Genomic DNA, 24,639 nt, shown 5'->3' with positions numbered 1-24,639 from the left:
TGCATCATGTCCACGCCAACCAACGTCTCTCCACCGGGCGTCCCGCCACGCAGCGCCGTGCTCGACGATGCGCACGTCGGCGATATTCGCGGCGCCTTCGGCTCGATCGCGCATCACGACACGGCGCCGCGCGGGTCTTGGCGGGCGCGTTTGCGCACCCTTCTCGCGATACTCGGGCCGGGCCTCATCGTGATGGTCGGCGACAACGATGCAGGCGCGTTCGGCACCTACACGCAGGCGGGCCAGAACTACGGCACGAGCTTGCTCTGGACCATGCTGCTGCTCGTGCCCGTGCTGTACGTGAATCAGGAGATGGTGCTGCGTCTGGGCGCAGTGACGGGCGTCGGCCATGCGCGGCTGATCTTCCAGCGCTTCGGCAAGTTCTGGGGCGCGTTCAGCGTCATCGATCTGTTCCTGCTCAACGCGCTGACGATCGTCACCGAGTTCATCGGCATCACGTTCGTGCTCGATTTTTTCGGGCTGCCCAAGGTCGCGGGCGTCTGCGTCGCGGCCGCGCTGACGATGGCCGCCGTCAGCACCGGCGACTTCCGCCGCTTCGAGCGCTTCGCGGTCGTGCTATGCGTGCTGAGCCTCGTGCTCGTGCCGGTGCTCGTCGCGATTCATCCGCCGGTGTCGCAGATGACGCGCGATTTTCTCGTGCCCAACTGGCCCGCGCACGCGAAGCTGTCGGACGTGATGCTGCTCGTGATCGGCATCGTCGGCACGACGGTCGCGCCGTGGCAGCTCTTTTTCCAGCAGAGCTACGTGATCGACAAGCGCATCACGCCGCGCTTCATGAAGTACGAGAAGGCCGATTTGTGGATCGGCATTGCGTTCGTGCTGATCGGCTCGGTCGCGATGATGAGCTTCACCGCGGCGCTGTTCGCCGGGCATCCCGAGTTCGGCAGCTTCACCGATGCCGGCGGCGTCATCGCCGGCCTCGAAAAGTACGCGGGCCGCACGAGCGCGACGCTGTTCGCGGTCGCGCTGCTCGACGCGAGCATCATCGGCGCCGCGGCCGTGTCGCTGTCGACCGCGTACGCCATCGGCGACGTCTTCAAGATCCGGCACTCGCTGCATCGCGGCGTGACCGACGCGAAGGGCTTTTATCTGGTCTACTTCGGCATCGTCGCGCTCGCGGCCGCGATCGTGCTGATTCCGGGCAGCCCGCTCGGCCTGCTGACCGAAGCGGTGCAGACGCTCGCGGGCGTGCTGCTGCCGAGCGCGACCGTGTTCCTGCTGCTGCTTTGCAACGACCGCGCCGTGCTCGGTCCGTGGGTCAACTCGAAGAAGCTGAACCTGTTCACGGGCTCGGTCATCTGGGTGCTCGTGATGCTGTCGATCATCCTGACGGCCGCCGTGATGTATCCGGACATCAGCGGCGAGACGATCATCGGCGTGCTCGCCGGCGGCACCGTTCTGGCGATCGCCGGCTTCGCGGCGAGCGTGCTGCTGCGTCGCGTGGGCGCCTTTGCACAAACGACGAAGACGGCGCAAGCGACGCACACGAGCGTCGATCGCGCGCAACGCGACACATGGCGCATGCCGCCGCTCGACACGCTCGCCCCGCAGAAAATGACACTCGCCACGCGCATCTGGATGGGCGTGCTGCGCGGCTATCTGGTGATCGCCGTCGGGCTCGTGATCTTCAAGGTGCTGCAGATGACGTTGCTGAAATGAGCGCGCGCTTGCGACGCGACGCTACTTGATCGTCGCGTCGCCGTGTGCCTCTGCTTCGCGCCCGGACTGATCCGGCCCGTCCTCTGCTTCGATCGACGCCTGCGCCTGTTGCCAGAACTCTTCGGCGCGACCATCCGGACTGCCTTCACGCTCCCAGATCTCATACGCACGTCGACGGATGCGGTCCTGCTCTTTCTGTTCGTCCACGATTCCCTCCCGGTTGCGCGATTTACGCCGCTCGCGCTTGCGTTGCGCATGTGCGCTCACCGGCAAAGCAACCGGCATGCCGCATGCATCTTTTGAAAGTCAGACGGAATCGAGCAGCGTTTTTTCGAAGCACACGGCGCCGCGCTCATCGGCCGGCGTGCGGCGATACCCGCTGGCTTCGCAAAAGCGCGATGCATTCGACTCGCCCGGCGTCGTCACGACGCAGACGGTGTGATAGCCGAGCAGACGCGCTTCCTCTTCGAGATACGACAGGATGATCGCTTCCAGCCCGCGATACTGCGGGCGAACGTAGAGCCGCATCAGTTCGGCGGCGTGATAGCTCTGCCGCCGGATCGCGCCGCATCCCATTGCTTCGCCCATCGCGTTGCGCGCCACCACGTAGCGCGCGCGGATGCTCCGCAGATCGTCATCGGCCACGCACTGCTGCCCGCTTTCGCCCGTCAACGCCGCGTGATAGGCCGAGCGTTCGTCGCACAGAATGCGCGCGTCGAGCGAGTCCGGATCTTCGCTGCCGATATAGACGGTTTGGGAGTCGTCCATGCTTGCCTCGGATGAATGAAGTCTCGTGCTCCTTTTAGCAACGAGCATTCCGCGAAAGCATCGACGCGTCGTGTTCCATAAGGACGGGTTACGGACGACCGACCGCTAAGTTTTCGGCCCACAGCCGGATCGATAATGCATCTGCTATCGACCAAGGCCTTCTCCTCTCACGGGTCACGAGAAACCGCGATGCACGACGACAACGACAAGATCACGCTACTGGCCATTCCGCCATCGCAGGGACACATATGGTCGGGAAAGTTATTCGTCGGCACGGAAGAAATCGGCGAAGTCTTCGGCCAGGCATTGAGCGACCTCGAAGACGCCGCCAACGAACTCGGCTTCCCGCTGGACCAGATCCGCTGCGCGACTGGCTGAAGCGGGAACCACCGCGCATCGCTCACGTCTGAGACGGGAAATACGGCTGCATGGCATCGGCGTTTCTCGCCGTATTTTCATCGGATATGCACGTAACTGTCATATCGTGGTCAGCCGGTCAGACGCAACGTACAAACCCATCGACTCCGCGCGTGCAGGAACGCGCGGAATCGCCCGCGTCCGGCCGCCGCATTTCCTTTTACCGATTTACATTCGACTTTGAAAAGGAGCGGTCAATGTTTCAGTATCCCGGTTATTTCGCGTATCAGGTTCCGTCGCTGGCGCGCGCCAATTTGCAGGCATTCCTCAACATGACGGGACGCTTCGCAAGCGGCATGCAGGCGCTCGGTGAACTGAACGTGCAGACGGTTCGCACGGTCATCGACGAAAGCAATGCGCTTCTGCGCGCAGGCGATGAAGCCGGCGCCGGCGACGTCCTCGGATGGCAATCGGTCATGCTGGCGCAGTTCCCTCAGAAGGCCGCATCGTATGGCCAGCATGTGCTGTCGATCATCACATCGACGCAGGACGACATCCTGAGCGAAGTGCGCAATCAGTACGAGCGCAATGGCATCAAGTTCGGCGACATGGCGAACGCCGCCGCCGATGACGCGCAGACGGCGGCGCAATCGTCCGGCGAGCTCATCACGAATCTGGCCGATGCGACGAATGACGCCGCGCGCGAAACGGGCGGCGCCGTGCTGGATGCGAGCGGCGAAGTCGCGAAGACCTCGCGCGCCACGGCGAAGCGTTCGGTTTGATCCAACGGGCGCATTGGACTACGTCTTCGATTACTCGGTGATGCGCTTGAAACTCGAGTAGTAATCGTCGGTGTAGTAACAGTCGCGGGTCTGCTTGCGCGGCCCGCCACATACGATCCGGCGCTGCCCGCGATCCGCCGAACCCGGCGTGCGAACCGTGTATGCACGGTAATAGCCGCGCGGATGTTCCGGCAGCAAGGTCGCGCTGTTGCGGAACAGGACGCCGTCCTCGCTGAAAGGGAACGGGCCGCCCGCTTTGATCAGACGGAGCGTTTCGGCGGCTTCCGCGGGCAACTGCGCGCGGGCGATGGCAGCGAGCGCGCCGTGCGGCTGCGTGCCCGATGCCGCTGCCGCGCCGCTCGCGGCCGACGCGGGCTGACTCGCCGCCTGACTCGCGGATGCACCCGCTTCCGATGCGGCTTTTTGCGATCCGTCCTTGTTGCAACCGCCGACGACCGCGCTCAACGCGACGATGCAGGAGAAACACCAGGCTCGCTTCACGGGACGGTTGTCTCCGGTTGACCAGCATTCGACGGATCACGAACGAATCAAGGTTATCGTTTATGACTGAGCGAAGCAACGACCGGGCGGAAATAACGGGAGCTTCATCCGGCCGCCCGCGCGGATAGCCTAAGCGCGTGCCTTGCACTCAGCGCCAGCAATACGCACGACAGCGCATTGAAGAGAAACAGTCCGCTCGGCCCGATGAGCGTCATCAACGCGGATGCCAGCGTCGGTCCCGTCATGCCGCCGAGAGAAAAGAGCACGAGCAGCATCGCCGACACTGCAACGCGCAGATGCGACTCCGTGCGGTCCTGCACATGCGACACGATCAGCCCGTATTGCGTGAACGTCACGGCGACATAAGCCAGCGTCGCGCACCATGTGACGATGCGAAAATCCAGGCAGAACAGCACGAGGCTCAACACCGCCGATGTCAACGAGGTCCATAGAACCAGACGCCGCCGGTCGATGCGATCAGACAGCCGTCCCATCGGGAACTGCGGCAGCAAAGCGCCGATCAGCGCAACGCCCATGAACGTCGCGAGTTCCTCCGTCGTGAAGCCCGAGCGTTGCAGATAGACGGGCATCAGCGCATAGAAGTTGCTGTAGATGAAGCCGGTCAGTATGCAGCCCGGCACGCCGAGCGGCGCCACGGCCATCATTTCGCGAAGGCTCTCTCCCCAGCTTCGCGCGGGCACGCGATCGAGATTCGCATCGTTCACTTTCACCGGCCAGCCTTCCATCAACGTGACCGGCAACACCGCCGCCGCAAAGAGCGCCGCGCTGATCGAGAACTGCTGCGCGCCGGACCCCGCGCCCACATTCAGCAGGAACTGGCCGCTGCCCACTGCCAGATAGTTGATCGCCGCGTACAGACCGAATACCTGGCCGCGCTTCTCGTTGTCGACGGTGCCGTTGAGCCAGCTTTCGACGGACGTGTACAAGCCCATGAACGCGACGCCCGTGAGAAGTCGCACGCCGCCCAGCACCCAGGGCGACTGCGCCGCGCCGAAAGCGAGCGCGAGAATCGAGGCCGCCGCCGAGAACGCGACGAACGTCCGATGCTGACCGATGCGATCGATCAGCCGCCGATTGACGACCGCGCCCAATATGAATCCGGCGTAATAGCTCGACTGGATCAGCCCCGTGACGAACGTCGAATAGCCCGACTGAAGGATGCGCAAGGGAATCAGCGTCTGAAACAGGCCGTTCCCCGCGACGAGCAGCGCGAGGCCGAACAGCAGACCGGCCAATGCGCGCATCGTGCCGGGCTTGCCGGCGGGCGCGTGCTGACCGGGATTGGCCGCCGCGGAATCCGGCCACGGCGGCGTCTTGCGCCCGAGGAGCGCCGCTTCGTTCAGCGGGCCGGTGCGGCCGACCGCCGATTCGTCGTGCTCCTCGCTCGCGGCGCGTTCGTGCATCGCATTTTCGCGGATTTCGTTCTCATGCTCGAGATCTGACATGACACCCCTGGATTCGCCTAAGCGACTCCATGATGACAGAAGCCGACGGCTCCTATCCGCCAGCGGTGCGGTCATCGGTCAATGCGGAACACGAAATAGTTGGTAAGAGCCGCGCTGCTTCCACGTCTTTTCCGCGCAATGGATGCGACTGGCCGTTGCTACGATCGGCTCCGGCCTCGTGCCTCGTATGCCGCACGTCGAAGACGTCTCTCCCGCCTACCGCAAACCGAATCGCTACATCATGCGCAAACTCATTACTTCCCTCATCGCGTTGCTGCTCGCCTTCATGCTCGGCGGATGCGCCACCACCGTAGGAAACATCGCTTTGGGAATGGGTCTGGGCGCGGCGGGCACGCTCGGCGGAATCTACTGCGCGCTGGCCTGCTGACGCGCTCGGGGCGACGCGTTCCTCCACGTCGCCCTTCACCGGATCGAGCCGAAACTAGAAAGCGATACGCACTTGCCGCTGCGCGCAGTCGCTCTTGCATGGCGTCGAAAGCGCGGGATTGTGCGTGATGTTCGCGTTCATCAACGGAGCGGCAGCAGCGGTCTCGTAGTGTGCGGATGACGCCGCGCGAAGCCGTTCGACGTTCACCTGTCCGACGACGGCGCTCTTCTTTTCGACATCGGCCGATGTCTTCGATTCAGCGCCGGCCTGTTCATCCTTCCCGCCGTCAAGCCCTTTCATCCGAAGCACGGCCGCTTCCGCCGACGGCGCAAGCCGCTGTTCGGCGATGCCGTACTTGATGTGCTCGGCCGTCTGCTTCTTTCCGTGCGCGACGTCCGCTTGCAGCTCGGAGATGCGGCGCGTGTACCAGTCGGTCACGCACGCCTTGTCCTTGCAGTTGCGCTGACGCCATTGCCATTGCGCCACGCGATCCGCATCGAGCGCGGTCGCGTCGGTCGTCGCGTCGTGCGCCTCGCGGAAAACGGCGGCCAGCTTATCGTCGAGCGATGAAAGTTCCGGGTCCGCACAGACGAGCCGCTCCGACGCGGACGCGTCATGCGGACAGCGAAAGCTCGCGGCATGCGATGCAGTCATCGCGCCGAGCGACGTCAACATCACGCACGCAACGAGACGCGCGCAGCGCCGCAAGTCGATGGATGGGCTGTGCAGCTTCTTTCGTGTATTCATGTTTGGTTCGTTCTCAGAGATGTGTTCGTTCATTGGGCGTCGGCGGATTGAGTCGCCGTATCGAACGATATGGCATGCCTCGACAGATCGAATGCCCGATGAATGCACACTTCGCGTCAAACCTTACCGGGTGTTACTTTTTATTCGCTGCGGTAAGGGCGCGGCGCGCTGGCGATATCCGAGAACGGCTTGCGCTACGAACGCTTTTCGTCGACCGCAAGCCGATACTGCTCCATCTTGCGATACAGCGTGCTGCGCGACACGCCTAGGGCGCGCGCCGCCTGCGCCATGTTGCCCTGCGCATGCCGCAACGCACGCGCGATCGCGAAGCGCTCGGTTTCCTCGAGGCTGCCCGCGCCGGGCGTCGCGTTCGACATGACCGTGTCACGCACGGTCGGCGATTCATCGAGCACTTCCGGCGGCAGCTCGACCAGCGCGACGCGCTCGTCATTCGATGTCAGCAACAGGTTCTCGACCACGTTGCGCAACTCGCGCACGTTGCCCGGCCACGAATAGGCGCGCAGCACTTCCATCACGATGTCGGGAAACTGCCGCGCCGGCACGCCGTGACGCAGCGCGAGCGAGCGGTTGAAGTGATCGATCAGCAGATCGACGTCGCCATCGCGCTCGCGCAGGCCCGGAATGCGAATCCGCGTGACGCCGACGCGATAGTAAAGGTCCGCCCTGAATCGCCCGCACTCGACTTCCTCGCGCAAATTGCGATTCGTCATGGCGAGCAGGCGCACATCCACGCGACGCGCCTGCGTATCGCCGAGCCGATAGATCACCCCTTCTTCGAGCACGCGCAACAGCACCGGCTGCAGTTCCAGCGGCAATTCGCCGATCTCGTCGAGGCACAGCGTTCCGCCATGCGCGAGTTCGAATCGTCCGGGACGTCCTTCCGCCGTCGCGCCCGTATAAGCGCCGCGCACGTGGCCGAAGAGTTCCGCGCCGATCAGTTCCTTCGACGCCGCCCCGCAGTTGTAGGCGACGAACGGTCCTTCGTCGGATTCCTCGCCGTGGATCGCGCGCGCGAACAGCTCCTTGCCGACGCCCGTTTCGCCTTCGATCAGCACCGGCACGCGCCGTCGCGCAAGCTGCCGTCCGCGTTCGATCGCGCGCTGCATCGCCGCGCTCTGGCAGATGATCTGCTCAAAGCGGTTGCGTTGCGGGTCGGCTTCGCCGCGCGGCTGCACTTGCGGCCCGACGCGGCGCGCGCCGCCCGCAAGACGCGACGCATTCGAGAGGCCGGAAGGCTGCGGCACGATCAGCATCGCGCCGATCGCTTCGCCGTCCGCGACGACCGGATTGAACCACTCGGGCCGCAGTCCTTGCGGCAGATGATTGGCCCAGTCCTCGACGGGGAAATGCTCGCCCATGCCGGGAAAGCGCTCGCCCGGATTGACCGGCAGTGCGATGCGCGCCGTCGTGTGCACGAGCCGTCCGTGCCGGTCGATGGCGATGAGCCCGGCGGCATCCGTCGAGGAAAGCCGCTGCAAGCAGAACGCCAGCAGACGCATGTGCTCGCGCGCCACCTGCTCCGCGAGCACCATTTCGATCTGGCGCGCGGCGGTGACGGCGAGCGTCAGATTGTTGATCTGATACGTCGATGGCGGCCCCGATATGTCCAGCACGCCGAGCACCGCGCCGGTCCCCGGTTCGCAGATCGGCGCGGCGGCGCAGCTCCATGCCTTGATGCCTTCGCAGAAGTGCTCGGAGCCGTGCACGTAAGTCGGCTGACGCGTGGCGAGCGCCGTGCCGATTCCGTTGGTCCCGGCCGATGCCTCGCGCCAGTCGCCGCCCGTCATCAGATGGATCTTTTCGCCGGCGTCGAGCGTGCGCAGATCGCCGGCCGCCTTGAGAATCACGCCGTCGGCGTTGGTCAAGAGAAGGATCGAATACGAATCCGCGAAGAGATCGGCGGTGGCCGTGAAAAGCCGGTCGGACGCCGCGAGCAGTTCGCGATGCCGCCAGCGCAGCGTGTTGATCGCATCGCCATGCACGGCGAACGGCGCTGCGCCCGAGGTCGGATTCACGCCCGATTGCAGACTTCGTTTCCATGATGCGATCAGTTCGGTCGGCGCGGCCGTGCTGATCTCGCCTGCGAGAAAACGCTCCCAGGCGAGCATGGTGTCGGTGTCGGAGTGATCGGCGGCGCTTGCGTCGGGCCGCGTCCACCCGGCGACGAAGGGGTCGCTCGCGCGACCGCCGCCAGCCGGCATACCGATGAGGCGCCTCGTCATGTGTCTCCTCCGTGCGAGGTGGAGCGCGGCCCGCTCTTGCGGCGGGCGTCGGCGCGACTCGCGGGGGCTGCTGCATCGGGATTCGCCGGCTTGGCCCGGCGATTGCGCAGCACAGTCCGCTGAGTATAGACCTCGTGCGTCTCTCGTCCTCTCGGGGAAAACGCCCCCGTTGGCGCCGCGCGCTGTGTCGCAGCGCAGCAGCGCGCGCTACTTGCGGCCGAGCAGCTCCGCGCCCGCGCCGAGCGCCGGGCCCGCCGTCGGATCGGTGATGTCGGGCTTCTTCGCGATGAGCGTCTGCGTCGTCAGGATCAGCGCGGCGACGGACGCCGCGTTGCGCACGGCGCTGTAACTCACCTTCACGGGATCGATGATCCCGCGCGCGGCCAGATCGGCGATCTCGCCGGTGCGCGCGTCGAGTCCGGTCGCGCGATCCGCCTTCGCCACCTGCGCGACGATCGACGCGCCGTCCAGTCCGCAATTCGACGCGATCGTGAACAACGGCTTCGCGAGCGCGCGCTTGAGCAGCATCGCGCCGAGTTGCGCGGCGCCGTGGCTTCGCGCGATCAATCCGTCGAGTTGCGCCGATGCCCGCAGCAGCGCCGTGCCGCCGCCCGGCACCACGCCTTCGGCAATCGCCGCGCGCGCCGCGTTGATGGAATCCTCGATCAGATGAAGCCGGCGCTTCTGCTCGACGGGCGTCGCTCCGCCCGCGAGGATCATCGCGGTGCCGCCCGAGAGCTTCGCGAGGCGCACTTCGAACTTGTCGCGCTCGACGTTCTCCGGCGCCATGTCATATTGCCGCGCGACCTGCTGGCGTCGCGCCGATACGGCGGCGGGATCGCCCGCGCCCGCCGTGATGATCGTCTGATTCGACGACACGCGCACCTGGCGCGCGCTGCCGAAGTCGCGCATGTCGATGGCGTCGAGCCGGCCGCCGAGATCGCGCGCGATGACGCGCCCGCCGGTGACGATCGCGATGTCTTCGAGCATCGCGCGCCGCCAGTGGCCGTATTCGGGCGGATGAATCGCCGCGACGCCGAAGCCTCCGTTGTCGCGATTGGCGAGCAGCGTGACGACGCACGCGGGCGCGACTTCCTCCGCGATGATGAAGAGCGCGCGCTTGTGCTCGTTCGCGAGCGCGAGAATCGCGGCGACGTCGTCCTGGCTTTGCAGGCGCTGATCCGTCATGAGAATGAGCGGATTGTCGAGCACGACCTGCATGCGTTCGATGTCCGTCACCATGTGATGCGAAAGATAGCCGCGGTCGAACGCCATGCCTTCCACCACTTCGAGCCGCGTCTCGACGGTCGAGCCGTATTCGACATCGACGATGCCGTCAGCGCCCACGCGCTCCAGCGCCTCGGCGACGAGACCGCCGGTGAATTCGTCGTTGGCGGCGACCACGGCGACCGCGCGCACTTCTTCCGGTCCGGAAAGCGGCGTCGCGGAACGCTTGAGCGCGTCGATCGTTTCGTTCACCGCGGCTTCGAGGCCCTGCACGAGTTCGACCGGATTCGCGCCGTCCGCGAGACATTCGAGGCCCTGCTGCACGAGCGCATCGGCGAGCACGGTGGCGGTCGTCGTGCCGTCGCCGGCGACGTCGTTCGTCTGCTTCGACACTTCCCGCACGACCTGCGCGCCGATGTTCTCGAACGGATCTTCCAGCTCGATCTCGCTCGCGATGCTCACGCCGTCGCGCGAGATGATCGGCGAGCCGATCGGCCGGTCGATGATCGCGTTCATGCCCTTCGGCCCGAGCGTTCCGCGTACCGCCCGCGCGAGCTTGCCCACGCCCCGGCCGAGCGCCGCGCGCGCTTCTTCGTCATGCAACATGATGTTCGGCATCGTGTGCTCCTGTCTCCTGTCTTTCGATTTATGTCCGTATCGTCGATGCATCGCGCGTTCGCGGATCGAAGCGAACCGGCTTCTCTTCGACATCGTCGTAACGCGCCGCAAGAAGACCGCGGCATAGCGCGCTGTTGAACTCGGCGTTGACGCCCACGCGCCGCAACTCGCGCAGATACGCGCCGAGCGTCGCGGGATCGAGCGGCGCGCCGTGTATGTCGATGAACGCGGGCTGCGCTTCGTCCATCGCGCCGCCGCATACGTGACGCCGTTCCATGTAACGCGAGATCAGATGCGCGCGTTCCGGCTCGTCGGCAAGCGATGCAAGCTCGCCGATGGTGAGCCGCACGAGCGCCTCCGCTTCGCGCCCGCTCGCCAGCAGATGCGCGAGCAACGCCGCCTGCCTGCGCTGAAACGCCTTGACGAGAAATGTCTGCCGCACCGCGTCGAGATCGTCGTTCGCGGCATCGCCGAATGCCTGCCGGAACGACAGGTTCTGCGCCATGCCGCGATTGATCTCGTTGGCGTACATGTGCTCGTCGAGCGTAATGCCGATGCCCGTCACCCACGGCAGATCCGCGATCGCCGCGCGCATGTCCGCCGCCATGAGATACGCGAAATTGGCGGCGCACCAGTACGTCGGAAGCCGGAAGGCGACGCTCACGCCGCCATCGGCATCGACATCGACGGACGTGACGAAGCCGAGCTCCGTCACCGACTCGTCGAGTTCCGGATCGATGACGGATGCGAGCCGCTCCCACACTTGCGCCGCCGGTTCGCTCACCGCGCTCGCGGCGCTCATGCGTGCGCGACCGCGCTTTGCGGCGTCTGTTCGAGCAGCTTCTTCTGCGCCTCGATATCGATGCCGTACAGACGCGCCGCATTCAGCCCGAGGATTTTCTTCTTCGCCTCCAGCGACAGCTTCGCGCCCGTTTCCTTCGCGACCGATTCGGGCAACTCGAACGCCATGAACTTGTCGATGAGCCACTTCGGCGACCAGATCGCGTAATCGCTGCCGTAGAGAATGCGGTCCTCGCCGATCCAGAACAGCAGCTCCGAAATCACATGCGCGAAGTATTCCGGCCGCGTGTGGATGAACGGCAGCACGACCGCGAGGCCGCCATACACGTTCGTCTCCTGCGTGGCGATCCAGCAGAAGTCATCGAGACGCGGCAAGCCGCAATGCTCGACGATGAAGTTCAGGTTCTGGAAGCTCGTCGCCACGTCGTCGATATCGGCGACATCGAACGCATCGCGATTGAGCGGCAGGATCGTCGGTCCTTTATGAACGTGAATGTTCCTGATGCCGAGCTTCTCGCAGCGTTCGAGAAACCGGTACGCGCCCGGATCGGAGAGCTTGTAGCCCTTGCTGTCGCCGCGCCATTCGGCCGTGTAGAGCTTCACGCCCTGAATCTTGTACAACTGCGCCAGCTCCTCGAGACGTTCGAGCCCCGCTTCGCCGTCACGCGGATCGAACGCGCCGTTCACGATGAACCGATGCGGATACTTCTTCTTCACCACATAGTTCGCTTCGGTGGTATTGAAGCCGTTCTTGTAGAAGTCGGTCAGATAGGTCGGCTGGCAGATCGCCATGTCGTCGTAACCGGTGACGAAAAGGTCTTCATACATGACCGCTTCGCCGTACTGGTCGAACTTTTCTTTCGGCCACAGGTATTCCTTCGGGCTCAGGTTCTTGTGATACGCATAGAAGCAGTCGATGAACTGCTGGCCATGCACGTTCTTCACGTTCGCCTTGCTGCCGTCCCAAAGATGAACGTGCCCGTCGATGATGAAAATGTCCTCGCCGTCCTGGGTTCTGAACATGTTGCTGTCTCCGTGGGGTTGTCGCTCGCGGGCGCACCCGCGAACGTTTTCATTCGTAGGCCATTGCGTCTTCCATGTTGCCGAACAGCACGACGGTATCGTCGTCGATCATCACCATCCGTCCGTAATGCGTCGATGTCGATATCTCGAACAGATGTGGCGTCATCTCGCGGCCCAGCACGTCGCTGATTTCGCCCATCTTGAACTCGATCTTTCCCTGCCCGTCGATGCGGATCATCGCGGGCAGATACGTCACGGTGATGCCCGGCTTCGTCGCCATCAGTTCCGCAATCGCGCGCGCCTCGACGCTGTCGTTCATCGTGACGCCGCATTGATGCGAGATGGTCTGATCGAAGCGAAGATCCTTGATCGGCTTGAAGATGTTGTCGGTATGCACTGACATGAGCGGCTCCTGTTCGCGGTGGATTCAGGCTTGAATGGAGAGCGAAAACGGAATGCCGACTTCCTTCGCGATCAGTTGCGCGCGCTCGACCGAACTGCTCAGGGCGTCGGTGTATTGCGCGGCTTTCGCGTGCGGAATGGACCAGATCGGCTGAAGATGCTTCGCGGCATCGGCGGCGAGCGCGCCATGCTTGTCGAGCCACGCGCCGAAGAGCGCGCGGTTCGCATCGCCATGCGCGGGATCGTTGGCGAGCATGTGGAACAGCTCGACCGCGTTGGCGAGATTGCGCTCGTAGTCGCCTTCGGCGGCGGATACCACGGTCGGCGTCACGAAGTCGTTCTGCGCGGCAGCCACTTGCATGATGAAGCCGCTGCGAAAGAGATCGCCGACGAGCGGCTCGAACACGACGTTCACCGCGAAATACTTTTCGAGGTAATCGGTCGCGCCGCCGATGGTTTCGATCGCGCGGCGCGTGCCCTGCCACATCGGATCGTTGAGCCAGTGCTCCTTGCCCGCGTCGAGATCGAAGCCCGGCAGATCGAGCGCGATCTCGCCGAGATACAACGTCAAGTCCTGAGCGAAGCGCAGTTTGTACGATGCATTGGTCAGGATCGCGCTATTGATCATCTGCGTGTAGCCGTAGCGCTGCGCGTGCATGGTCGCCGTGCCGAGCCCGAATTCCGCGTGCTTGTACGCGCCGAGATGATGTTCGAGCACCTTCACCCAGGCTTTGTCGAAGCGCTTGACCGCGCCCGAGCGCCGCGCATTGCCGATCGCGTTCGTAATCATTCCGACGATGGTCGACTGGCGCTGATAGTGCGTGCGCTCCCATTCTTCATCGACCGCGCGGAACGTGTGCCAGTCCGAGCATTGCGCGGCGGTCCACGTTTCGGAATAGGTCGGCGTGCCGTCGGCGAATTGCAGTATCCAGTCCTGAATGAGATAGCGCTTCGGGTCTGGCTGCACGTCGACGGTCATGTCTTCGTAATGGCTTGCCTTGCGTCCTTTCGGTTCGAAATAGTTGTACTTGCGGCTGTCCCAGCCCACGAACTGCGCCGCGCCCGCAGCGCCCGACTTAAGCGGCGATGACTGCTCCGTCGACGTACTCATGTCATGTCTCCTTTCCGATCAGCGAATATCAGGGCGACGGGCCGTCATCGGACCGCCTGCGTGAACTTGTCGAAATACAGCCGTTCCGGTTCTACGCCGGCCATTTGCAGCACCGGGATCACGGCGTCGATCATCGCCGTGGGACCGCACGTGTAGGCATCGATATCGCCTGCGAGCGCTTCGTCGCGCAAGGTGCGGCTCACGACTTCGTGGATGAAACCCGTCTCGCCCGTCCACTCGTCGGCGGGTTCGGCGTTCGAGAGCGCCGGTATGAAGCGGAAGTCCGGCAGCTTGTCAGCGAAGTCCGCGAACTCGTCGAGATAGAACAGATCGCGGCGCGTGCGCGCGCCGTAGAAGAAGCGCACGGGCCGCTCTTCGCCGCTCGCGACGTGGTCCTGCAAGATCGACCACAGCGGCGACATGCCCGATCCGCCGCCGACGAGAACCATCGGGCCGGGCTGATCCTCGCGTCGAAAGCAGGTGCCGTACGGACCTTTCGCGATCATCCGGTCGCCGGGCTTGAGACCTTCGTCGAGCCGCGACGAGAACGCGCCGTTCGGGTACTTCTTGATGATGAAGGAGAGGCGCGGTTCGCCATCGGGCGGATTGGCCATCGAGAAAGAGCGCGTGATGCCCGCCGATGGCAGCGTCAGATCGACGTACTGCCCCGCCCAGTAACGCAACGGACGGCTCAGTTCCACTTCGAGCAGCCTGATGTCGTGCGTGAGCGCGGCGATGCTCGTGACGGTCGCGTCGTATTCGGCGACGGGTATGGAGCGGCGCATCAGGTCTTCGTCGTAGTTGAGCAGTTCGACGGTGAGATCGCTGTAGGCCAGCGTCCTGCAAAGCAAGACGTGACCCGATTCCTTCTCGTAGTCGGGCAGCGCGAAGGTCGAATACTTCTTCATCTCGACGTCGCCTTCGACCAGCAACGACTTGCAACTGCTGCACTGCCCTTCCTTGCATCCGTGCATGACGGCGATGCCTTGACGGAACGCCGCTTCCAGCACGGTTTCGCCTTCCTCGACCGACATCTCCACACCGACCGGCTCGAAGCGGACCGTGTGCGTCACAGACTCATCGCCGCTCATACGCGCCTCCCTCGCATCGGTCAATTGCACGGATTGATCGTGAAGCCCGCGCGATACTCCGCGATGTGCTTCTCGCGCTGCTCCGGCGTCATCTCTCGTATCAACACGATCGGGCTTTGGATCGTGTGGCCGCGCACATCATCGAGCGTCCACATGTCGCGGTTGTCGAAACGCAGATGCGGTTGAGGCACGAGCGTCTTGCCGTCGCTGCGCACGAAGCCGAGATCCTTGATGCAATCCGCGAGGTCCCAGCCGTGATAGACCTCTTCCCATTCGCGGCGCCCGCTGAAACGGCCCATCGCAGGCGTCGGGCGGCCTTCGTATTCCGACGCGAACGCGACCTTGTGCGTCCATCGGCATAGCTCCGAGCAATACGTGTAGAGCTTGCCGTCGACTTCATCGACGCAGAAGTCCTCGCGAATCAGGCACGGCACGAGGCAGCTCCAGCAGCGATGCGGATACACGTAGCCGTTCTCCTGATCGAACAGCATGTTGGTCTGGCCGGGCACGCTCTTCTTCGCGTACCACTTCCAGTACTCGCCGAACTCCGCATACCAGCCGGGATACTTGTGCTCGAACCACTCGAAGTCTTTCTCGGTCTGCGCCTCGATGCGCCAGAAGTTCACCGGCCAGCCGACGGAGAAGAACTGCGCGACCTTGTGCACGTAGTTCTTCTTGACGAGGCGATCCCACGCGGCGGCGACATCGTCGTGATGAATCTTGATGCCGTACTTTTCGAGCGGCAGCATGTAGGTGCGGTAATAGTCTTCGTAGATCCACCGATGCCACAGCTCCGCATACGACTCTTTCTTCTTGTCGCGGTCCGTCGTGCCGTATTCGATGAACGTGCCGATAGCCGCATCGACGATCGCGTGGTTCTGCCAGAACGCGTAACGCAGATCGCGTTCGAGCAGCAGATGATTGTCGGGGTCGTTGATGACCGACATCATCAGCGAATGGCCGTTGCCGATGTGACGGCTCTCATCCGATTGCACGGAAAGGAACACCGTCGGCAGCGCGTAGTCGCCGTTGCGCGCGGCTTCCGACGGCATCGCGACGAACAGCGTATTCGTGAACGCCGTTTCCGCGACCACTTGCAGGAACACGTTGGCGGCCGTCACGGCGTCGCCGGTCAGGAAGCCTTCAGCGAACTGACGTCCGATGGTCGTCGCGTAGCACTTGCCGAACGCGGCTTCGGTGATGTCGAAACCCGCCGGATCGATGTAGTTCTCCATGTACCACTTCTTCAGATTCATCTGGATCGTCGAGTGGCGGAACTCGTCGACCATCTGCATCGTGAAGCCCGTGCGCAGTTCTTCGCCGGGCGCGAGACGGCCCAGCATCGCCATCGAGCGCGCGGCCGAGATTTCCGGGAACGGAATGATCGCGAGGAACAGCTTCATCCATTCGACCCAGCGCGGTTCGACATTGCGGAACATGTCGCCGCGCAGCGCGGCATCGAGCGCGCCGTAGACGCGGTTGTCCTTTTCCTCCTGCATCGGGAAATACGAGCGCAGCACCTGCTTCATCGGATCGCGCGGCGCCTTGCTGATCTTGTAGTCCGTCGGGAAGGTCATCGCTTCCTGAACGTAACTGGGTGTCCAGCCGAGATCGGCGACGCGTTTTGCCGCCTCGCCGATACTGATGCCTCGCTGGGATGTGATCTTGTTGAGCGTTAATGCTTCTGACATCGAGCTCTCCTTGTCCGGTTACAGGGCGATTGCGCCGTTTGCATCGGCACGGCAGCACGAAGAGCGACAAGCGTGCCATCCGCGAATACGCCGTGTTTCATGGGTTTTCGATGCGCTTGTGTCGTGGAACGCGACGATCGAATTTCTTACGGTGTCCCGAATTGCGACATCACTCAATGGTCGACGATGATCTTGCTCGCGCTTGCATTCGCCGCATCCGCGACCGGCTGACCTTGTGCGATGAAACGCGCGGCGAGTATCAGCGCGCCCATCGCGAAGTCGCGGCCATGCGCGGCGATCATGTCGTCGGACAGCGCGCCGAGCCGCTCGAAAAACGCTTCCTTCGTGGATGCATCGGTCGTCATCTCCGTCTCCCTCGAGCGTCTAATGCGAACCTGAAATGCGGAATAACGCGTGCGGCAAATACACGAGCGCGATCTCGCCGGCTTCGGTGCCATAGGCGAGACGCCCGCCGTCGGGCGCCCACGCAAGCGCGGATATCGCCGCGCCGCCGTTGGCCCGGACGAACAGCACGTCCGCGCCGCCGGGCTGGCACAACAGCACCGCGCCGCTTCGATAACCGACCGCGATCAGCGACAACGACGGATGACACGCGACGACACTCACCGGCGCGCTGCCCGCGACGCCGCATTCGCGCGGACGATCATCCGCATCGGGCGGATCGAAGCGCCAGCACACCGCGCGCGGTCCGCCGCTCGTGACGAGCACGCGGCCGTCCGCCGAGAACGACAGCGAGCCGGGCTGCAGCGCATAGCCGCCGAGTTCGATATCGTCGCCATCGGGAAGACGCCAGCCGTGCAGCGCGTTGCCTTCCGTGCCCGCGACGAGATACCGGCCATCGGGACTCCACGCGATCGCGCGCGGCGATCCGGCGCACGCAAAGAGCCGCGACGTCGCGGCGCGCGTATCCCACAGCGTGACGCCGCCCGCGTGAGCGATGGCGAGTCGCTGCGCGGTGGGCGCAAACATCAGCGCGGTCGATGAAGCGGGCAGCGTCAACTCGCTTTCCATCGCGCCGATGAGCCGCACCAGCGCGCCGCTCGCATACGCGCGCACGCCCGAGCGCGAGACGGCGACGTGATCGATTCGTCGGCCGTGCTGCGCTATGAGCTGGCGCACATTGCCATCGATGTCCATCTGCACGAGCCTGCCGTCATCGCCCGCGCTCAGAAAGCCTCCATCGGCATCGGCGGCGAGCCCGAGGCTCGCGCCATCGTGTATCGCAAAGCGCGCGAGCGGCGGCGGCGGCGCGGTGGCCTTGATCAACTCGACGCCGCGCGTCTCGTGCGCCTTGAGTTGCGGACCGCCTTCCCATTCGCCCGACGCGAGCACGAGCGTTCCATCGCCGAGCGTGAAGCCCGCGTGAGTGCCGCCTACATTCCACGTCGCCGCCGTCACGCTCGCGTGCGCCGTCCAGCACGCGCCGAGCAGCTCGACGAGCGGCGTGGGCGCGCTTACGTTCATCGCGGATCGCGGCCATGCGCGGTGCGCGTCGCCGCCTCCGCGTTCGCGAGCGCCGCCTCCAGACGCGCGCGCTCTTCCTCCAGCGCGTTCAGCGCCCGGTCCGCTTCCCAAAGCTGATCGCGCAGCATTTCGATGCGCAACAATTGCAGCGACGTGCGTGCTTCGGGCCGGCTCGCGGCCAGCGCGCTTTCGAGTTCGATTTCGACGCCCGCGAAACGGCTCTTGCTTCGCAGATGCTCCGAATTGATCCACGTGAGCTCGATCACGAGCCGCACGCGCTCCGATATGGGCGTGGGTTGGCCCTGCGCAGTCATGGCGTTCTCCGATGAAAGCCTGGCTTGCGGGCCTCGTCTGTCGCGAGGCCGGCCGGTCGTTACGGAATGAGGACCGCGCGTCCCTTCACCTTGCCGTGATGCAGGTCGCGCAGCGCCTGATTCGCCTCGCTCAGTCGATACTCGCGCGTCGCGAGATGGACGAGTCCGCGATCGGCCAGCGCCATCAGCTCGACGAGTTCCGGATACGTGCCGACCAGATTGCCGACGATGGTCTTTTCGCTCGTGATCATGTCGATCGTCGGAATGTCGATCTTTCCGCCGTAGCCGACGATGTAATAGAAGCCCGCGTTGCGCGTCATCGCGAGACCTTGCGCGATCGCGTTGCCTTCGCCGACGAAATCGATCACGGCTTCCGCGCCGTTGCCTTGCGTGAGTTCGAGCACGCGCTCGACGGCGTCGTCGCCGCCCTGAACCGTATGATGCGCACCGCATTCCTTCGCGAGCGCGAGGGCGGTCTCCGATCGGTCGACGACGATGATCTCCGCCGCGCACAGCGCGTTCAGCACCTGAATGCCGATGTGACCCAGACCGCCCGCGCCGATCACGACGGCGAACTGCCCCGGCAAAAGATGACGCGATGCCTTCTTCGCGGCGCGATAGGCAGTGAGGCCCGCGTCGGTGTACGGCGCGACGTCCTTCGGCGCGAGCGTGGACGGCAGGCGGATCAGCGAACGTTCGCCGGTCGCGAGATATTCGGCATAGCCGCCGTTCGCGTTGATGCCGGGAAAACGGCTTTCGGTCGCGTGCATGTCGTCGCCGCGCCGGCACGCGAGACAGTGGCCGCTCGTGACGAGCGGATGGCAGATGACCGGATCGCCCACCTTGACGCTTTCGACGCCCCGCCCGACCGCCTCGACCCAGCCGGCGTTCTCGTGGCCCATGATGTAGGGCAGCGCGATATCGACCTTGCTGCGCCAGATGCCTTCGACGATATGCAGATCGGTCCGGCACACACCCGCGCCGCCGATCCGGACGATCACATCGTCGGGCCGCGAGATTTCGGGAGTGGGGACGTCTTGATAGCGGACGAATTCGTCGCGGGACAACGTTTCGTCGTACTCATGCAGCACGGCAGCCTTCACGTGATGTCTCCTTGTTCGTTATCGTCGATGCTTCGCCTGAAGCGATGCGCCGGGATAAGAGCAAGGACCACGCCAATCGCGATGCGAGCGGGGGCATCGCGTGAGCCTGCGTGGATGGCCTTCGCGTTCTGTGATGACGGCATCGGCAGGGTTTGTCGCAAAATCGGACACCCTGCCGAAGTGCTGTCCATGCGGATGTCGCAACTTGCGACATCCGCCTGCTACGCATTGCAGCGCACAACGCCCGGCGACCCGATACATGGGTCGCCGTCTTTCATACGGCGTTATTGGCCGGCTGCCGGCGATACGACGCTCGGCGTTGCCAAGGTGTTGTTGCTCTTCGGCGCGGGCGCGTCGGACTTCGTCGTGCTGTTCGTGCTGCTCGGCAAGCCGCTATTGGGCTTGGCGGCCATGCCGCTGCCGGAATGGGTGGTGCCCGGCGTGCCATATCCGCCCGTCGCGCCGTTCACCTGATTCGCCGGGCTGGCGGTGCTGCCCGTCGAGCCGCTCGATCCTCCCGCCGTCTGCGCATAAACGCCGCTCGACAGTGCCGCCGCGGCTACAGCCGCGATGAGTGCGCCAATTGCCTTGTTCATGATCCGTCCCTCCTTGATCGGACTGGAAATTAGGACGCAGGCGTTTCCGTCTGCTCGATCATGAGTTGCGCAATGACCGTGCCGCGCCCGGGCACACCAAATGCAGAGGTCGATGCGTTATTAAGTTATCCGATTCACTTCAATCCCCCGACGATGCGTTCCATCTCGCTTTCGCCGAACGCGCGCATCGTCGTCGATCGGACGTTGCCGAGTGCGCCGAGCGCGAGGCCGAGGCGCGTCGCGGTTTCATCGTCGGGTGCATCGAACGATGTAACGAGATCGTATGCGCCAAGCGTCCAGTGCAGTGCGCCGATGGTCGCGCCCATCGCCTTGCTCGCTTCGCGAAATGCGCGCGCGCGATCGACCGTGTCCTTCGCGGTACGCACGCCCTGATCGGTCCAATTCAGCAGCATGATGTAGGTAGCCATGGTGTCCTCATCGAATGAAAGTGAAGCGGCCGCACGTATTGACGCGCCGCGTTTTCTTTGCGTGCATAAAGAGGCAGAGAGGAAGCAGGACAAGGCGGCAATCGCGCATGAGCAACAGCGCTTCCGTTCGGGAAAGCCGCAGTATGGATATCGATTGACTGCGAAAAAAGTATAGGCGACGGCGACTGTTAACAGCGCGCTTTCACGGCGCGATCGCGGCGTCGCGAGACGAAAAAAAGCCCCGTCGGAAGATGCGAACGGGGCTCATCGCCTTCGGCTGCGAAACGCGCTTACTTGCAGTGGCGTTCCCAGTGATGATGCACTTTGACCTTGTGGCAAACCTGATGGTGATTGTGCGAAGCGGCGAAAGCCGGAGCGACGGAAAAAAATGCCGCACCAGCGGCAAACACAGCAATGACAGCCTTTTTCATGAGTTCGTTAGGTTCTGGATTGGGAAAGAGAGGAGATGCTAGCAGCGCGAGCTTACGGACACATTTACGCGGCTCGTCAGCTTTTCGGCTTCGCGTTGAGCCTTCGCCACAACGTCGTCTTGCTGATGCCGAGCGCCTTGCAGACGGCATCGCGATCGCCGCCGAACGCAGCCAGCGATGCGCGGACCTGATCGGCTTCCACCGATCGGCTGAGATCGCGCAGCGAGCGGTCCGCGTTTGCGTCGGACTTGTCCTCGAACAGCTCCGGCGCGATCGCTTCCAGTTCGTCGAGCGCGAGTGCAAGGGGCGCATCCCGATCCGATAACTCCACCGCGATACGCTCGACGATGTTCTGCAACTCGCGAACATTGCCCGGCCACGGATATCGGCACAGCGCATCTTCCAGCGGCGCGAGCACGCGCGCCGCCGCTTCGCGATCGGGCACGCGCGACGCAAGCGCCTTGTCGCGCCGCGCGGCCTGTGTCAGCAGCGCGGTCGCCAGCAGCAGGACGTCGCTGGAACGTGCGCGTAACGGCGGCAACGCGATGCTCAGAATATTGATGCGATAAAAAAGATCGGCGCGAAACGAACCATCGGCGACGCCTTGCGCGAGCGTGCGATGCGTCGCCGCGATCACGCGAATATCGACGCGCGTCGGCTCCGTCGATCCGAGCCGTATCACTTCGCGCTCCTGCAGCACGCGCAGCAGCCGGCTTTGCAGCGACGGCGGCATCTCGCCGATTTCATCGAGAAACAAGGTGCCGCGATGCGCCGCCTCGATCAGCCCCGCCTTGCCGCCCTTGCGCGCGCCGGTGAACGCGCCCTCCTCGTAACCGAAAAGCTCGCTTTCGAGCAGGGCTTCGGGAAACGCGCCGCAGTTCATCGCGACGAACGGAAAGTCCTTGCGGCGGCTCAGCCGATGCATGCTCTGCGCGACCATCTCCTTGCCCGTGCCGCTTTCGCCGAGAATCAGCACGGTGGCGTCGGATTTCGCGTAGCGGCGCACGAGCGAACGCACGCGCTCGATCGACTCCGATTCGCCGACGACATCCTCCAGCCGATAACGCGCGACGAATTCCTGCGCGCCCTGCCGCGAGCGCAGCGTCCGGTCGAGCCGCTCGACCGCGCGCGATTCCTGGAAGGTGAAGATCGTGCCGCCCGACGCGCCATCGCTTGCGAGCGGTCCGCGATGGATCGCGTAGCTCACGCCGCGCACCGCGCCGAACACGTCGCCGTCGGCGGAAGGCAGCACGCCGTCGAGTTCGGGCGCGACATCGAGCAACGCCTGTCCGACGGCGCGCGACGCATCCGCGATGCCGAGCGCGGCGGCGAGCCGCCGATTGATCGCTTCGATGCGGCCAAGGGCATCGACGGCGACCACGCCATCGCGAAGATGCTGCAACAGGTTGTCGAGCCGATTGCGCCGCGCGACTTCGCGGCGCATCGCCTGCGCGACTTCGAGCGCCGTCTCGAACGCGGCGACGACCGACGTGCGCGAATACAGAAACACCGCGCTCATGCCCGCGTCCGCCGCCAGATCCGCGACGAGGCCGGGGCCGACGACCACATCGACGCCGCGATCGCGCAGATCGAGCACGAGGTTTTCGGCGTCCTGCGCCGAGCGATAGGACGCGCAAATCACGTCGATGCCATACACGGCGAGGAAGCGGCGAATTTCCGCGGGCGTGTCGCCGTGCGTGACGAGCGCGACGCTCGCGCCCTCGCGCCGCGCCTTCGTGAGCGCATGCATCACGTCGAAGCCGGTCGGACTGATGACGACGACCGGCACCGACACGCGGCTCTTCAGATAAGCGCCGTTCGAGCCGCCCGCCACGACGACATCCGGCCGGCCGTCGCGCGCCGATTCGATGCTGTTCGCGGCATCCTCGAAGCCGAGCGCCACGACATCGAGTTCGGCGCGATCGGCGTAGGTGTCGACGAGATCGATGAACAAATCCCTTAGCCGGCTGATGCCGACCGCCCAGATGCGCGGGCGCGAGGCGGTTTCGGTTTGCATGATCGTCTGCGCAAAAAAAATCCAGTATGCGCTACGGATTTCAGTTTCGAAACAGGAAATTTCAGGCGTGAAATCAAGCGCTGGGAGCCGAAACGTCTAAACCACTAAAAATCAACGAGTTAGAAAAATATCGCAAGCTGGCAAGGTAGTTGCTCTTATACGTAGCACTTTTTCAGGAGACAAACGTGAGTTCCGAAATCCAGTCCGCACAGACCGCCGGCGCGCGGTTCCGCCAGGCCGTCCGCGAGGAATCGCCGCTGCAGGTCGTCGGCGCGATCACCGCTTACGCCGCGAAGATGGCCGAAGCCGTCGGGTTCAAGGCGCTCTATCTGTCGGGCGGCGGCGTGGCCGCGAATTCGCTCGGCATGCCCGACCTCGGCATCAGCACGATGGAAGACGTGCTGATCGACGCGCGCCGCATCACCGACGCCTCGTCGCTGCCGCTGATGGTCGATATCGACACCGGCTGGGGCGGCGCATTCAACATCGCGCGCACGATCCGCTCGTTCATCAAGGCGGGCGTGGCGGCCGTGCATATCGAAGATCAGGTCGGACAGAAGCGCTGCGGGCATCGTCCGGGCAAGGAAGTCGTGCCGACCGGCGAAATGGTCGATCGCGTGAAAGCCGCCGTCGATGCGCGCACCGACGATTCGTTCGTCATCATGGCGCGCACCGATGCGGCCGCCGCCGAGGGCATCGACGCGGCGATCGAGCGCGCCGTCGCGTATGTCGAAGCGGGCGCGGACATGATCTTCCCCGAAGCGATGAAATCGCTCGATGACTATCGCCGCTTCAAGGCTGCGGTGCGCGTGCCGATCCTCGCGAATCTGACCGAGTTCGGCTCGACGCCGCTCTTCACCGTCGATGAACTGAAGGATGCGAACGTCGACATCGCGTTGTATTGTTGCGGCGCGTATCGCGCGATGAACGCAGCGGCCTTGAACTTCTACGAGACAGTGAAGCGCGACGGCACGCAAAAGGCCGCCGTCGAAACGATGCAGACGCGCGCCGACCTGTACAAATACCTCGGCTATCACGCCTACGAAGACAAGCTCGACCAATTGTTCGCAGCGAAGAAATAACCCTTGTTTCAGGAGACAAACTCATGAGCGAAGCAGACAACAGCACCGCAAGCGCGGGCGCATTCAAGCCGAAGAAATCCGTCGCGCTGTCGGGCGTGACGGCGGGCAATACCGCGCTGTGCACCGTCGGCAAGACGGGCAACGACTTGCACTATCGCGGCTACGACATCCTCGATGTCGCGACGACGTCCGAGTTCGAAGAGATCGCGCATCTGCTCGTGCACGGCAAGCTGCCGAACGCCGCCGAACTGAAGGCATACAAGACGAAGCTGAAGGCGTTGCGCGGC

The 24,639-nt window shown here is 64.1% G+C and carries 27 protein-coding genes; 6 read left to right on the top strand and 21 right to left on the bottom strand.

Going from position 1 to position 24,639, the window contains the following annotated elements:
- Positions 1-6 precede the first annotated feature (6 nt).
- Positions 7-1,680: an NRAMP family divalent metal transporter gene (locus tag NCS00_RS32135; RefSeq protein WP_250442175.1), complete on the top strand. Its 1,674-nt coding sequence runs from the start codon at positions 7-9 to the stop codon at positions 1,678-1,680.
- Positions 1,681-1,701: 21 nt separating this feature from the next.
- Here the strand turns inward: NCS00_RS32135 and NCS00_RS32130 are convergent, their stop codons facing one another.
- Both NCS00_RS32130 and NCS00_RS32125 read right to left on the bottom strand, forming a co-directional pair.
- Positions 1,702-1,965 carry a DUF2934 domain-containing protein gene (locus NCS00_RS32130; protein WP_008345827.1) on the bottom strand — a complete coding sequence of 88 codons (264 nt, stop codon included), beginning with the start codon at positions 1,963-1,965 and terminating at the stop codon, positions 1,702-1,704.
- A 21-nt stretch (positions 1,966-1,986) separates the two neighbouring features.
- On the bottom strand, positions 1,987-2,448 hold the full coding sequence (locus NCS00_RS32125) for a GNAT family N-acetyltransferase (protein ID WP_008345829.1): 462 nt from the start codon (positions 2,446-2,448) through the stop codon (positions 1,987-1,989).
- A 189-nt stretch (positions 2,449-2,637) separates the two neighbouring features.
- Here NCS00_RS32125 and NCS00_RS32120 point away from each other — a divergent pair, with 189 nt between their 5' ends.
- Together NCS00_RS32120 and NCS00_RS32115 are read left to right on the top strand one after the other, a co-directional pair.
- Positions 2,638-2,826, top strand: coding sequence for a hypothetical protein (locus NCS00_RS32120; RefSeq protein WP_008345831.1), 189 nt, complete (start codon positions 2,638-2,640; stop codon positions 2,824-2,826).
- 236 nt (positions 2,827-3,062) lie between these two features.
- Positions 3,063-3,587, top strand: a complete 525-nt coding sequence (locus tag NCS00_RS32115) for a phasin family protein (protein ID WP_250442174.1) — start codon at positions 3,063-3,065, stop codon at positions 3,585-3,587.
- A 30-nt stretch (positions 3,588-3,617) separates the two neighbouring features.
- Here NCS00_RS32115 and NCS00_RS32110 read toward each other — a convergent pair whose 3' ends face one another.
- Together NCS00_RS32110 and NCS00_RS32105 are read right to left on the bottom strand one after the other, a co-directional pair.
- Positions 3,618-4,088 (bottom strand): ribonuclease, encoded by a 471-nt coding sequence (locus NCS00_RS32110; RefSeq protein WP_175982202.1) that lies wholly within the window; start codon positions 4,086-4,088, stop codon positions 3,618-3,620.
- Between the two features lie 104 nt (positions 4,089-4,192).
- Positions 4,193-5,554, bottom strand: a complete 1,362-nt coding sequence (locus tag NCS00_RS32105) for an MFS transporter (RefSeq protein WP_175982203.1) — start codon at positions 5,552-5,554, stop codon at positions 4,193-4,195.
- Between the two features lie 142 nt (positions 5,555-5,696).
- Between NCS00_RS32105 and NCS00_RS32100 the strand changes: the two genes are divergently transcribed.
- Entirely contained in the window at positions 5,697-5,942 is a 246-nt protein-coding gene (locus NCS00_RS32100) for a hypothetical protein (protein ID WP_144403548.1), read from the top strand.
- A gap of 54 nt (positions 5,943-5,996) precedes the next feature.
- Here NCS00_RS32100 and NCS00_RS32095 read toward each other — a convergent pair whose 3' ends face one another.
- From NCS00_RS32095 to prpR, 17 genes are all read right to left on the bottom strand, one after another.
- Complete coding sequence (locus NCS00_RS32095; protein ID WP_144403547.1) at positions 5,997-6,689, bottom strand: lysozyme inhibitor LprI family protein; 693 nt, start codon at positions 6,687-6,689, stop codon at positions 5,997-5,999.
- Between the two features lie 194 nt (positions 6,690-6,883).
- Entirely contained in the window at positions 6,884-8,932 is a 2,049-nt protein-coding gene (locus tag NCS00_RS32090) for a sigma-54-dependent Fis family transcriptional regulator (protein WP_175982205.1), read from the bottom strand.
- 207 nt (positions 8,933-9,139) lie between these two features.
- On the bottom strand, positions 9,140-10,777 hold the full coding sequence (locus tag NCS00_RS32085; protein WP_250442173.1) for a molecular chaperone GroEL: 1,638 nt from the start codon (positions 10,775-10,777) through the stop codon (positions 9,140-9,142).
- Between the two features lie 28 nt (positions 10,778-10,805).
- Positions 10,806-11,579, bottom strand: a complete 774-nt coding sequence (locus NCS00_RS32080) for a metal-sulfur cluster assembly factor (protein ID WP_250442172.1) — start codon at positions 11,577-11,579, stop codon at positions 10,806-10,808.
- On the bottom strand, positions 11,576-12,601 hold the full coding sequence (locus NCS00_RS32075) for an amidohydrolase family protein (RefSeq protein ID WP_008345850.1): 1,026 nt from the start codon (positions 12,599-12,601) through the stop codon (positions 11,576-11,578). Before NCS00_RS32075 ends, NCS00_RS32080 begins: the two co-directional genes overlap by 4 nt.
- A 49-nt stretch (positions 12,602-12,650) precedes the next feature.
- Complete coding sequence (locus NCS00_RS32070) at positions 12,651-13,004, bottom strand: MmoB/DmpM family protein (RefSeq protein WP_008345851.1); 354 nt, start codon at positions 13,002-13,004, stop codon at positions 12,651-12,653.
- A 24-nt stretch (positions 13,005-13,028) separates the two neighbouring features.
- A complete protein-coding gene (locus tag NCS00_RS32065; RefSeq protein ID WP_008345854.1) occupies positions 13,029-14,114 on the bottom strand; it encodes an aromatic/alkene monooxygenase hydroxylase subunit beta in 1,086 nt (361 codons plus the stop codon).
- A gap of 44 nt (positions 14,115-14,158) precedes the next feature.
- Complete coding sequence (locus NCS00_RS32060) at positions 14,159-15,205, bottom strand: NADH:ubiquinone reductase (Na(+)-transporting) subunit F (RefSeq protein ID WP_250442171.1); 1,047 nt, start codon at positions 15,203-15,205, stop codon at positions 14,159-14,161.
- A gap of 20 nt (positions 15,206-15,225) precedes the next feature.
- On the bottom strand, positions 15,226-16,896 hold the full coding sequence (locus NCS00_RS32055; protein ID WP_008345857.1) for an aromatic/alkene/methane monooxygenase hydroxylase/oxygenase subunit alpha: 1,671 nt from the start codon (positions 16,894-16,896) through the stop codon (positions 15,226-15,228).
- A 173-nt stretch (positions 16,897-17,069) separates the two neighbouring features.
- Positions 17,070-17,261 carry a hypothetical protein gene (locus NCS00_RS32050; protein ID WP_008345859.1) on the bottom strand — a complete coding sequence of 64 codons (192 nt, stop codon included), beginning with the start codon at positions 17,259-17,261 and terminating at the stop codon, positions 17,070-17,072.
- 19 nt (positions 17,262-17,280) lie between these two features.
- The gene (locus NCS00_RS32045; protein ID WP_034473658.1) at positions 17,281-18,381 is read right to left on the bottom strand and encodes a WD40 repeat domain-containing protein; all 1,101 of its coding nucleotides are present in this window, start codon (positions 18,379-18,381) and stop codon (positions 17,281-17,283) included.
- Positions 18,378-18,695 carry a hypothetical protein gene (locus tag NCS00_RS32040; protein WP_250437811.1) on the bottom strand — a complete coding sequence of 106 codons (318 nt, stop codon included), beginning with the start codon at positions 18,693-18,695 and terminating at the stop codon, positions 18,378-18,380. The genes NCS00_RS32045 and NCS00_RS32040 overlap by 4 nt, the downstream gene beginning before the upstream one ends.
- 59 nt (positions 18,696-18,754) lie before the next feature.
- Complete coding sequence (locus NCS00_RS32035) at positions 18,755-19,798, bottom strand: NAD(P)-dependent alcohol dehydrogenase (RefSeq protein WP_175982210.1); 1,044 nt, start codon at positions 19,796-19,798, stop codon at positions 18,755-18,757.
- A gap of 284 nt (positions 19,799-20,082) precedes the next feature.
- Positions 20,083-20,394, bottom strand: coding sequence for a hypothetical protein (locus tag NCS00_RS32030; RefSeq protein WP_075583566.1), 312 nt, complete (start codon positions 20,392-20,394; stop codon positions 20,083-20,085).
- A 134-nt stretch (positions 20,395-20,528) separates the two neighbouring features.
- Positions 20,529-20,822: a GYD domain-containing protein gene (locus NCS00_RS32025; protein WP_008345865.1), complete on the bottom strand. Its 294-nt coding sequence runs from the start codon at positions 20,820-20,822 to the stop codon at positions 20,529-20,531.
- Positions 20,823-21,112: 290 nt separating this feature from the next.
- Entirely contained in the window at positions 21,113-21,253 is a 141-nt protein-coding gene (locus NCS00_RS32020; RefSeq protein WP_167561871.1) for a hypothetical protein, read from the bottom strand.
- A 76-nt stretch (positions 21,254-21,329) separates the two neighbouring features.
- Complete coding sequence (gene prpR / locus NCS00_RS32015) at positions 21,330-23,270, bottom strand: propionate catabolism operon regulatory protein PrpR (RefSeq protein WP_250442170.1); 1,941 nt, start codon at positions 23,268-23,270, stop codon at positions 21,330-21,332.
- A 185-nt stretch (positions 23,271-23,455) separates the two neighbouring features.
- Here prpR and prpB point away from each other — a divergent pair, with 185 nt between their 5' ends.
- A complete protein-coding gene (gene prpB, locus NCS00_RS32010) occupies positions 23,456-24,352 on the top strand; it encodes a methylisocitrate lyase (protein ID WP_008345869.1) in 897 nt (298 codons plus the stop codon).
- A gap of 23 nt (positions 24,353-24,375) precedes the next feature.
- Positions 24,376-24,639: citrate/2-methylcitrate synthase (locus NCS00_RS32005; RefSeq protein WP_284508239.1), on the top strand; the 264-nt coding region annotated here is incomplete at its 3' end.

Source organism: Caballeronia sp. AZ1_KS37, from assembly GCF_023631165.1.
Lineage (GTDB): Bacteria > Pseudomonadota > Gammaproteobacteria > Burkholderiales > Burkholderiaceae > Caballeronia > Caballeronia zhejiangensis.
The sequence above is the reverse complement of the archived record's forward strand: the minus strand, read 5'-3'. Positions and strand labels throughout refer to the sequence as shown.

Coding starts and splice junctions, on each gene's coding strand:
- NCS00_RS32135 (WP_250442175.1), top strand. CDS start 7: ATGTCCACGCCAACCAACGTCTCTCCACCGGGCGTCCCGCCACGCAGC.
- NCS00_RS32130 (WP_008345827.1), bottom strand. CDS start 1,965: ATGCCGGTTGCTTTGCCGGTGAGCGCACATGCGCAACGCAAGCGCGAG.
- NCS00_RS32125 (WP_008345829.1), bottom strand. CDS start 2,448: ATGGACGACTCCCAAACCGTCTATATCGGCAGCGAAGATCCGGACTCG.
- NCS00_RS32120 (WP_008345831.1), top strand. CDS start 2,638: ATGCACGACGACAACGACAAGATCACGCTACTGGCCATTCCGCCATCG.
- NCS00_RS32115 (WP_250442174.1), top strand. CDS start 3,063: ATGTTTCAGTATCCCGGTTATTTCGCGTATCAGGTTCCGTCGCTGGCG.
- NCS00_RS32105 (WP_175982203.1), bottom strand. CDS start 5,554: ATGTCAGATCTCGAGCATGAGAACGAAATCCGCGAAAATGCGATGCAC.
- NCS00_RS32100 (WP_144403548.1), top strand. CDS start 5,697: ATGCGACTGGCCGTTGCTACGATCGGCTCCGGCCTCGTGCCTCGTATG.
- NCS00_RS32095 (WP_144403547.1), bottom strand. CDS start 6,689: ATGAATACACGAAAGAAGCTGCACAGCCCATCCATCGACTTGCGGCGC.
- NCS00_RS32090 (WP_175982205.1), bottom strand. CDS start 8,932: ATGACGAGGCGCCTCATCGGTATGCCGGCTGGCGGCGGTCGCGCGAGC.
- NCS00_RS32085 (WP_250442173.1), bottom strand. CDS start 10,777: ATGCCGAACATCATGTTGCATGACGAAGAAGCGCGCGCGGCGCTCGGC.
- NCS00_RS32080 (WP_250442172.1), bottom strand. CDS start 11,579: ATGAGCGCCGCGAGCGCGGTGAGCGAACCGGCGGCGCAAGTGTGGGAG.
- NCS00_RS32075 (WP_008345850.1), bottom strand. CDS start 12,601: ATGTTCAGAACCCAGGACGGCGAGGACATTTTCATCATCGACGGGCAC.
- NCS00_RS32070 (WP_008345851.1), bottom strand. CDS start 13,004: ATGTCAGTGCATACCGACAACATCTTCAAGCCGATCAAGGATCTTCGC.
- NCS00_RS32065 (WP_008345854.1), bottom strand. CDS start 14,114: ATGAGTACGTCGACGGAGCAGTCATCGCCGCTTAAGTCGGGCGCTGCG.
- NCS00_RS32060 (WP_250442171.1), bottom strand. CDS start 15,205: ATGAGCGGCGATGAGTCTGTGACGCACACGGTCCGCTTCGAGCCGGTC.
- NCS00_RS32055 (WP_008345857.1), bottom strand. CDS start 16,896: ATGTCAGAAGCATTAACGCTCAACAAGATCACATCCCAGCGAGGCATC.
- NCS00_RS32050 (WP_008345859.1), bottom strand. CDS start 17,261: ATGACGACCGATGCATCCACGAAGGAAGCGTTTTTCGAGCGGCTCGGC.
- NCS00_RS32045 (WP_034473658.1), bottom strand. CDS start 18,381: ATGAACGTAAGCGCGCCCACGCCGCTCGTCGAGCTGCTCGGCGCGTGC.
- NCS00_RS32040 (WP_250437811.1), bottom strand. CDS start 18,695: ATGACTGCGCAGGGCCAACCCACGCCCATATCGGAGCGCGTGCGGCTC.
- NCS00_RS32030 (WP_075583566.1), bottom strand. CDS start 20,394: ATGAACAAGGCAATTGGCGCACTCATCGCGGCTGTAGCCGCGGCGGCA.
- NCS00_RS32025 (WP_008345865.1), bottom strand. CDS start 20,822: ATGGCTACCTACATCATGCTGCTGAATTGGACCGATCAGGGCGTGCGT.
- NCS00_RS32020 (WP_167561871.1), bottom strand. CDS start 21,253: ATGAAAAAGGCTGTCATTGCTGTGTTTGCCGCTGGTGCGGCATTTTTT.
- prpR (WP_250442170.1), bottom strand. CDS start 23,270: ATGCAAACCGAAACCGCCTCGCGCCCGCGCATCTGGGCGGTCGGCATC.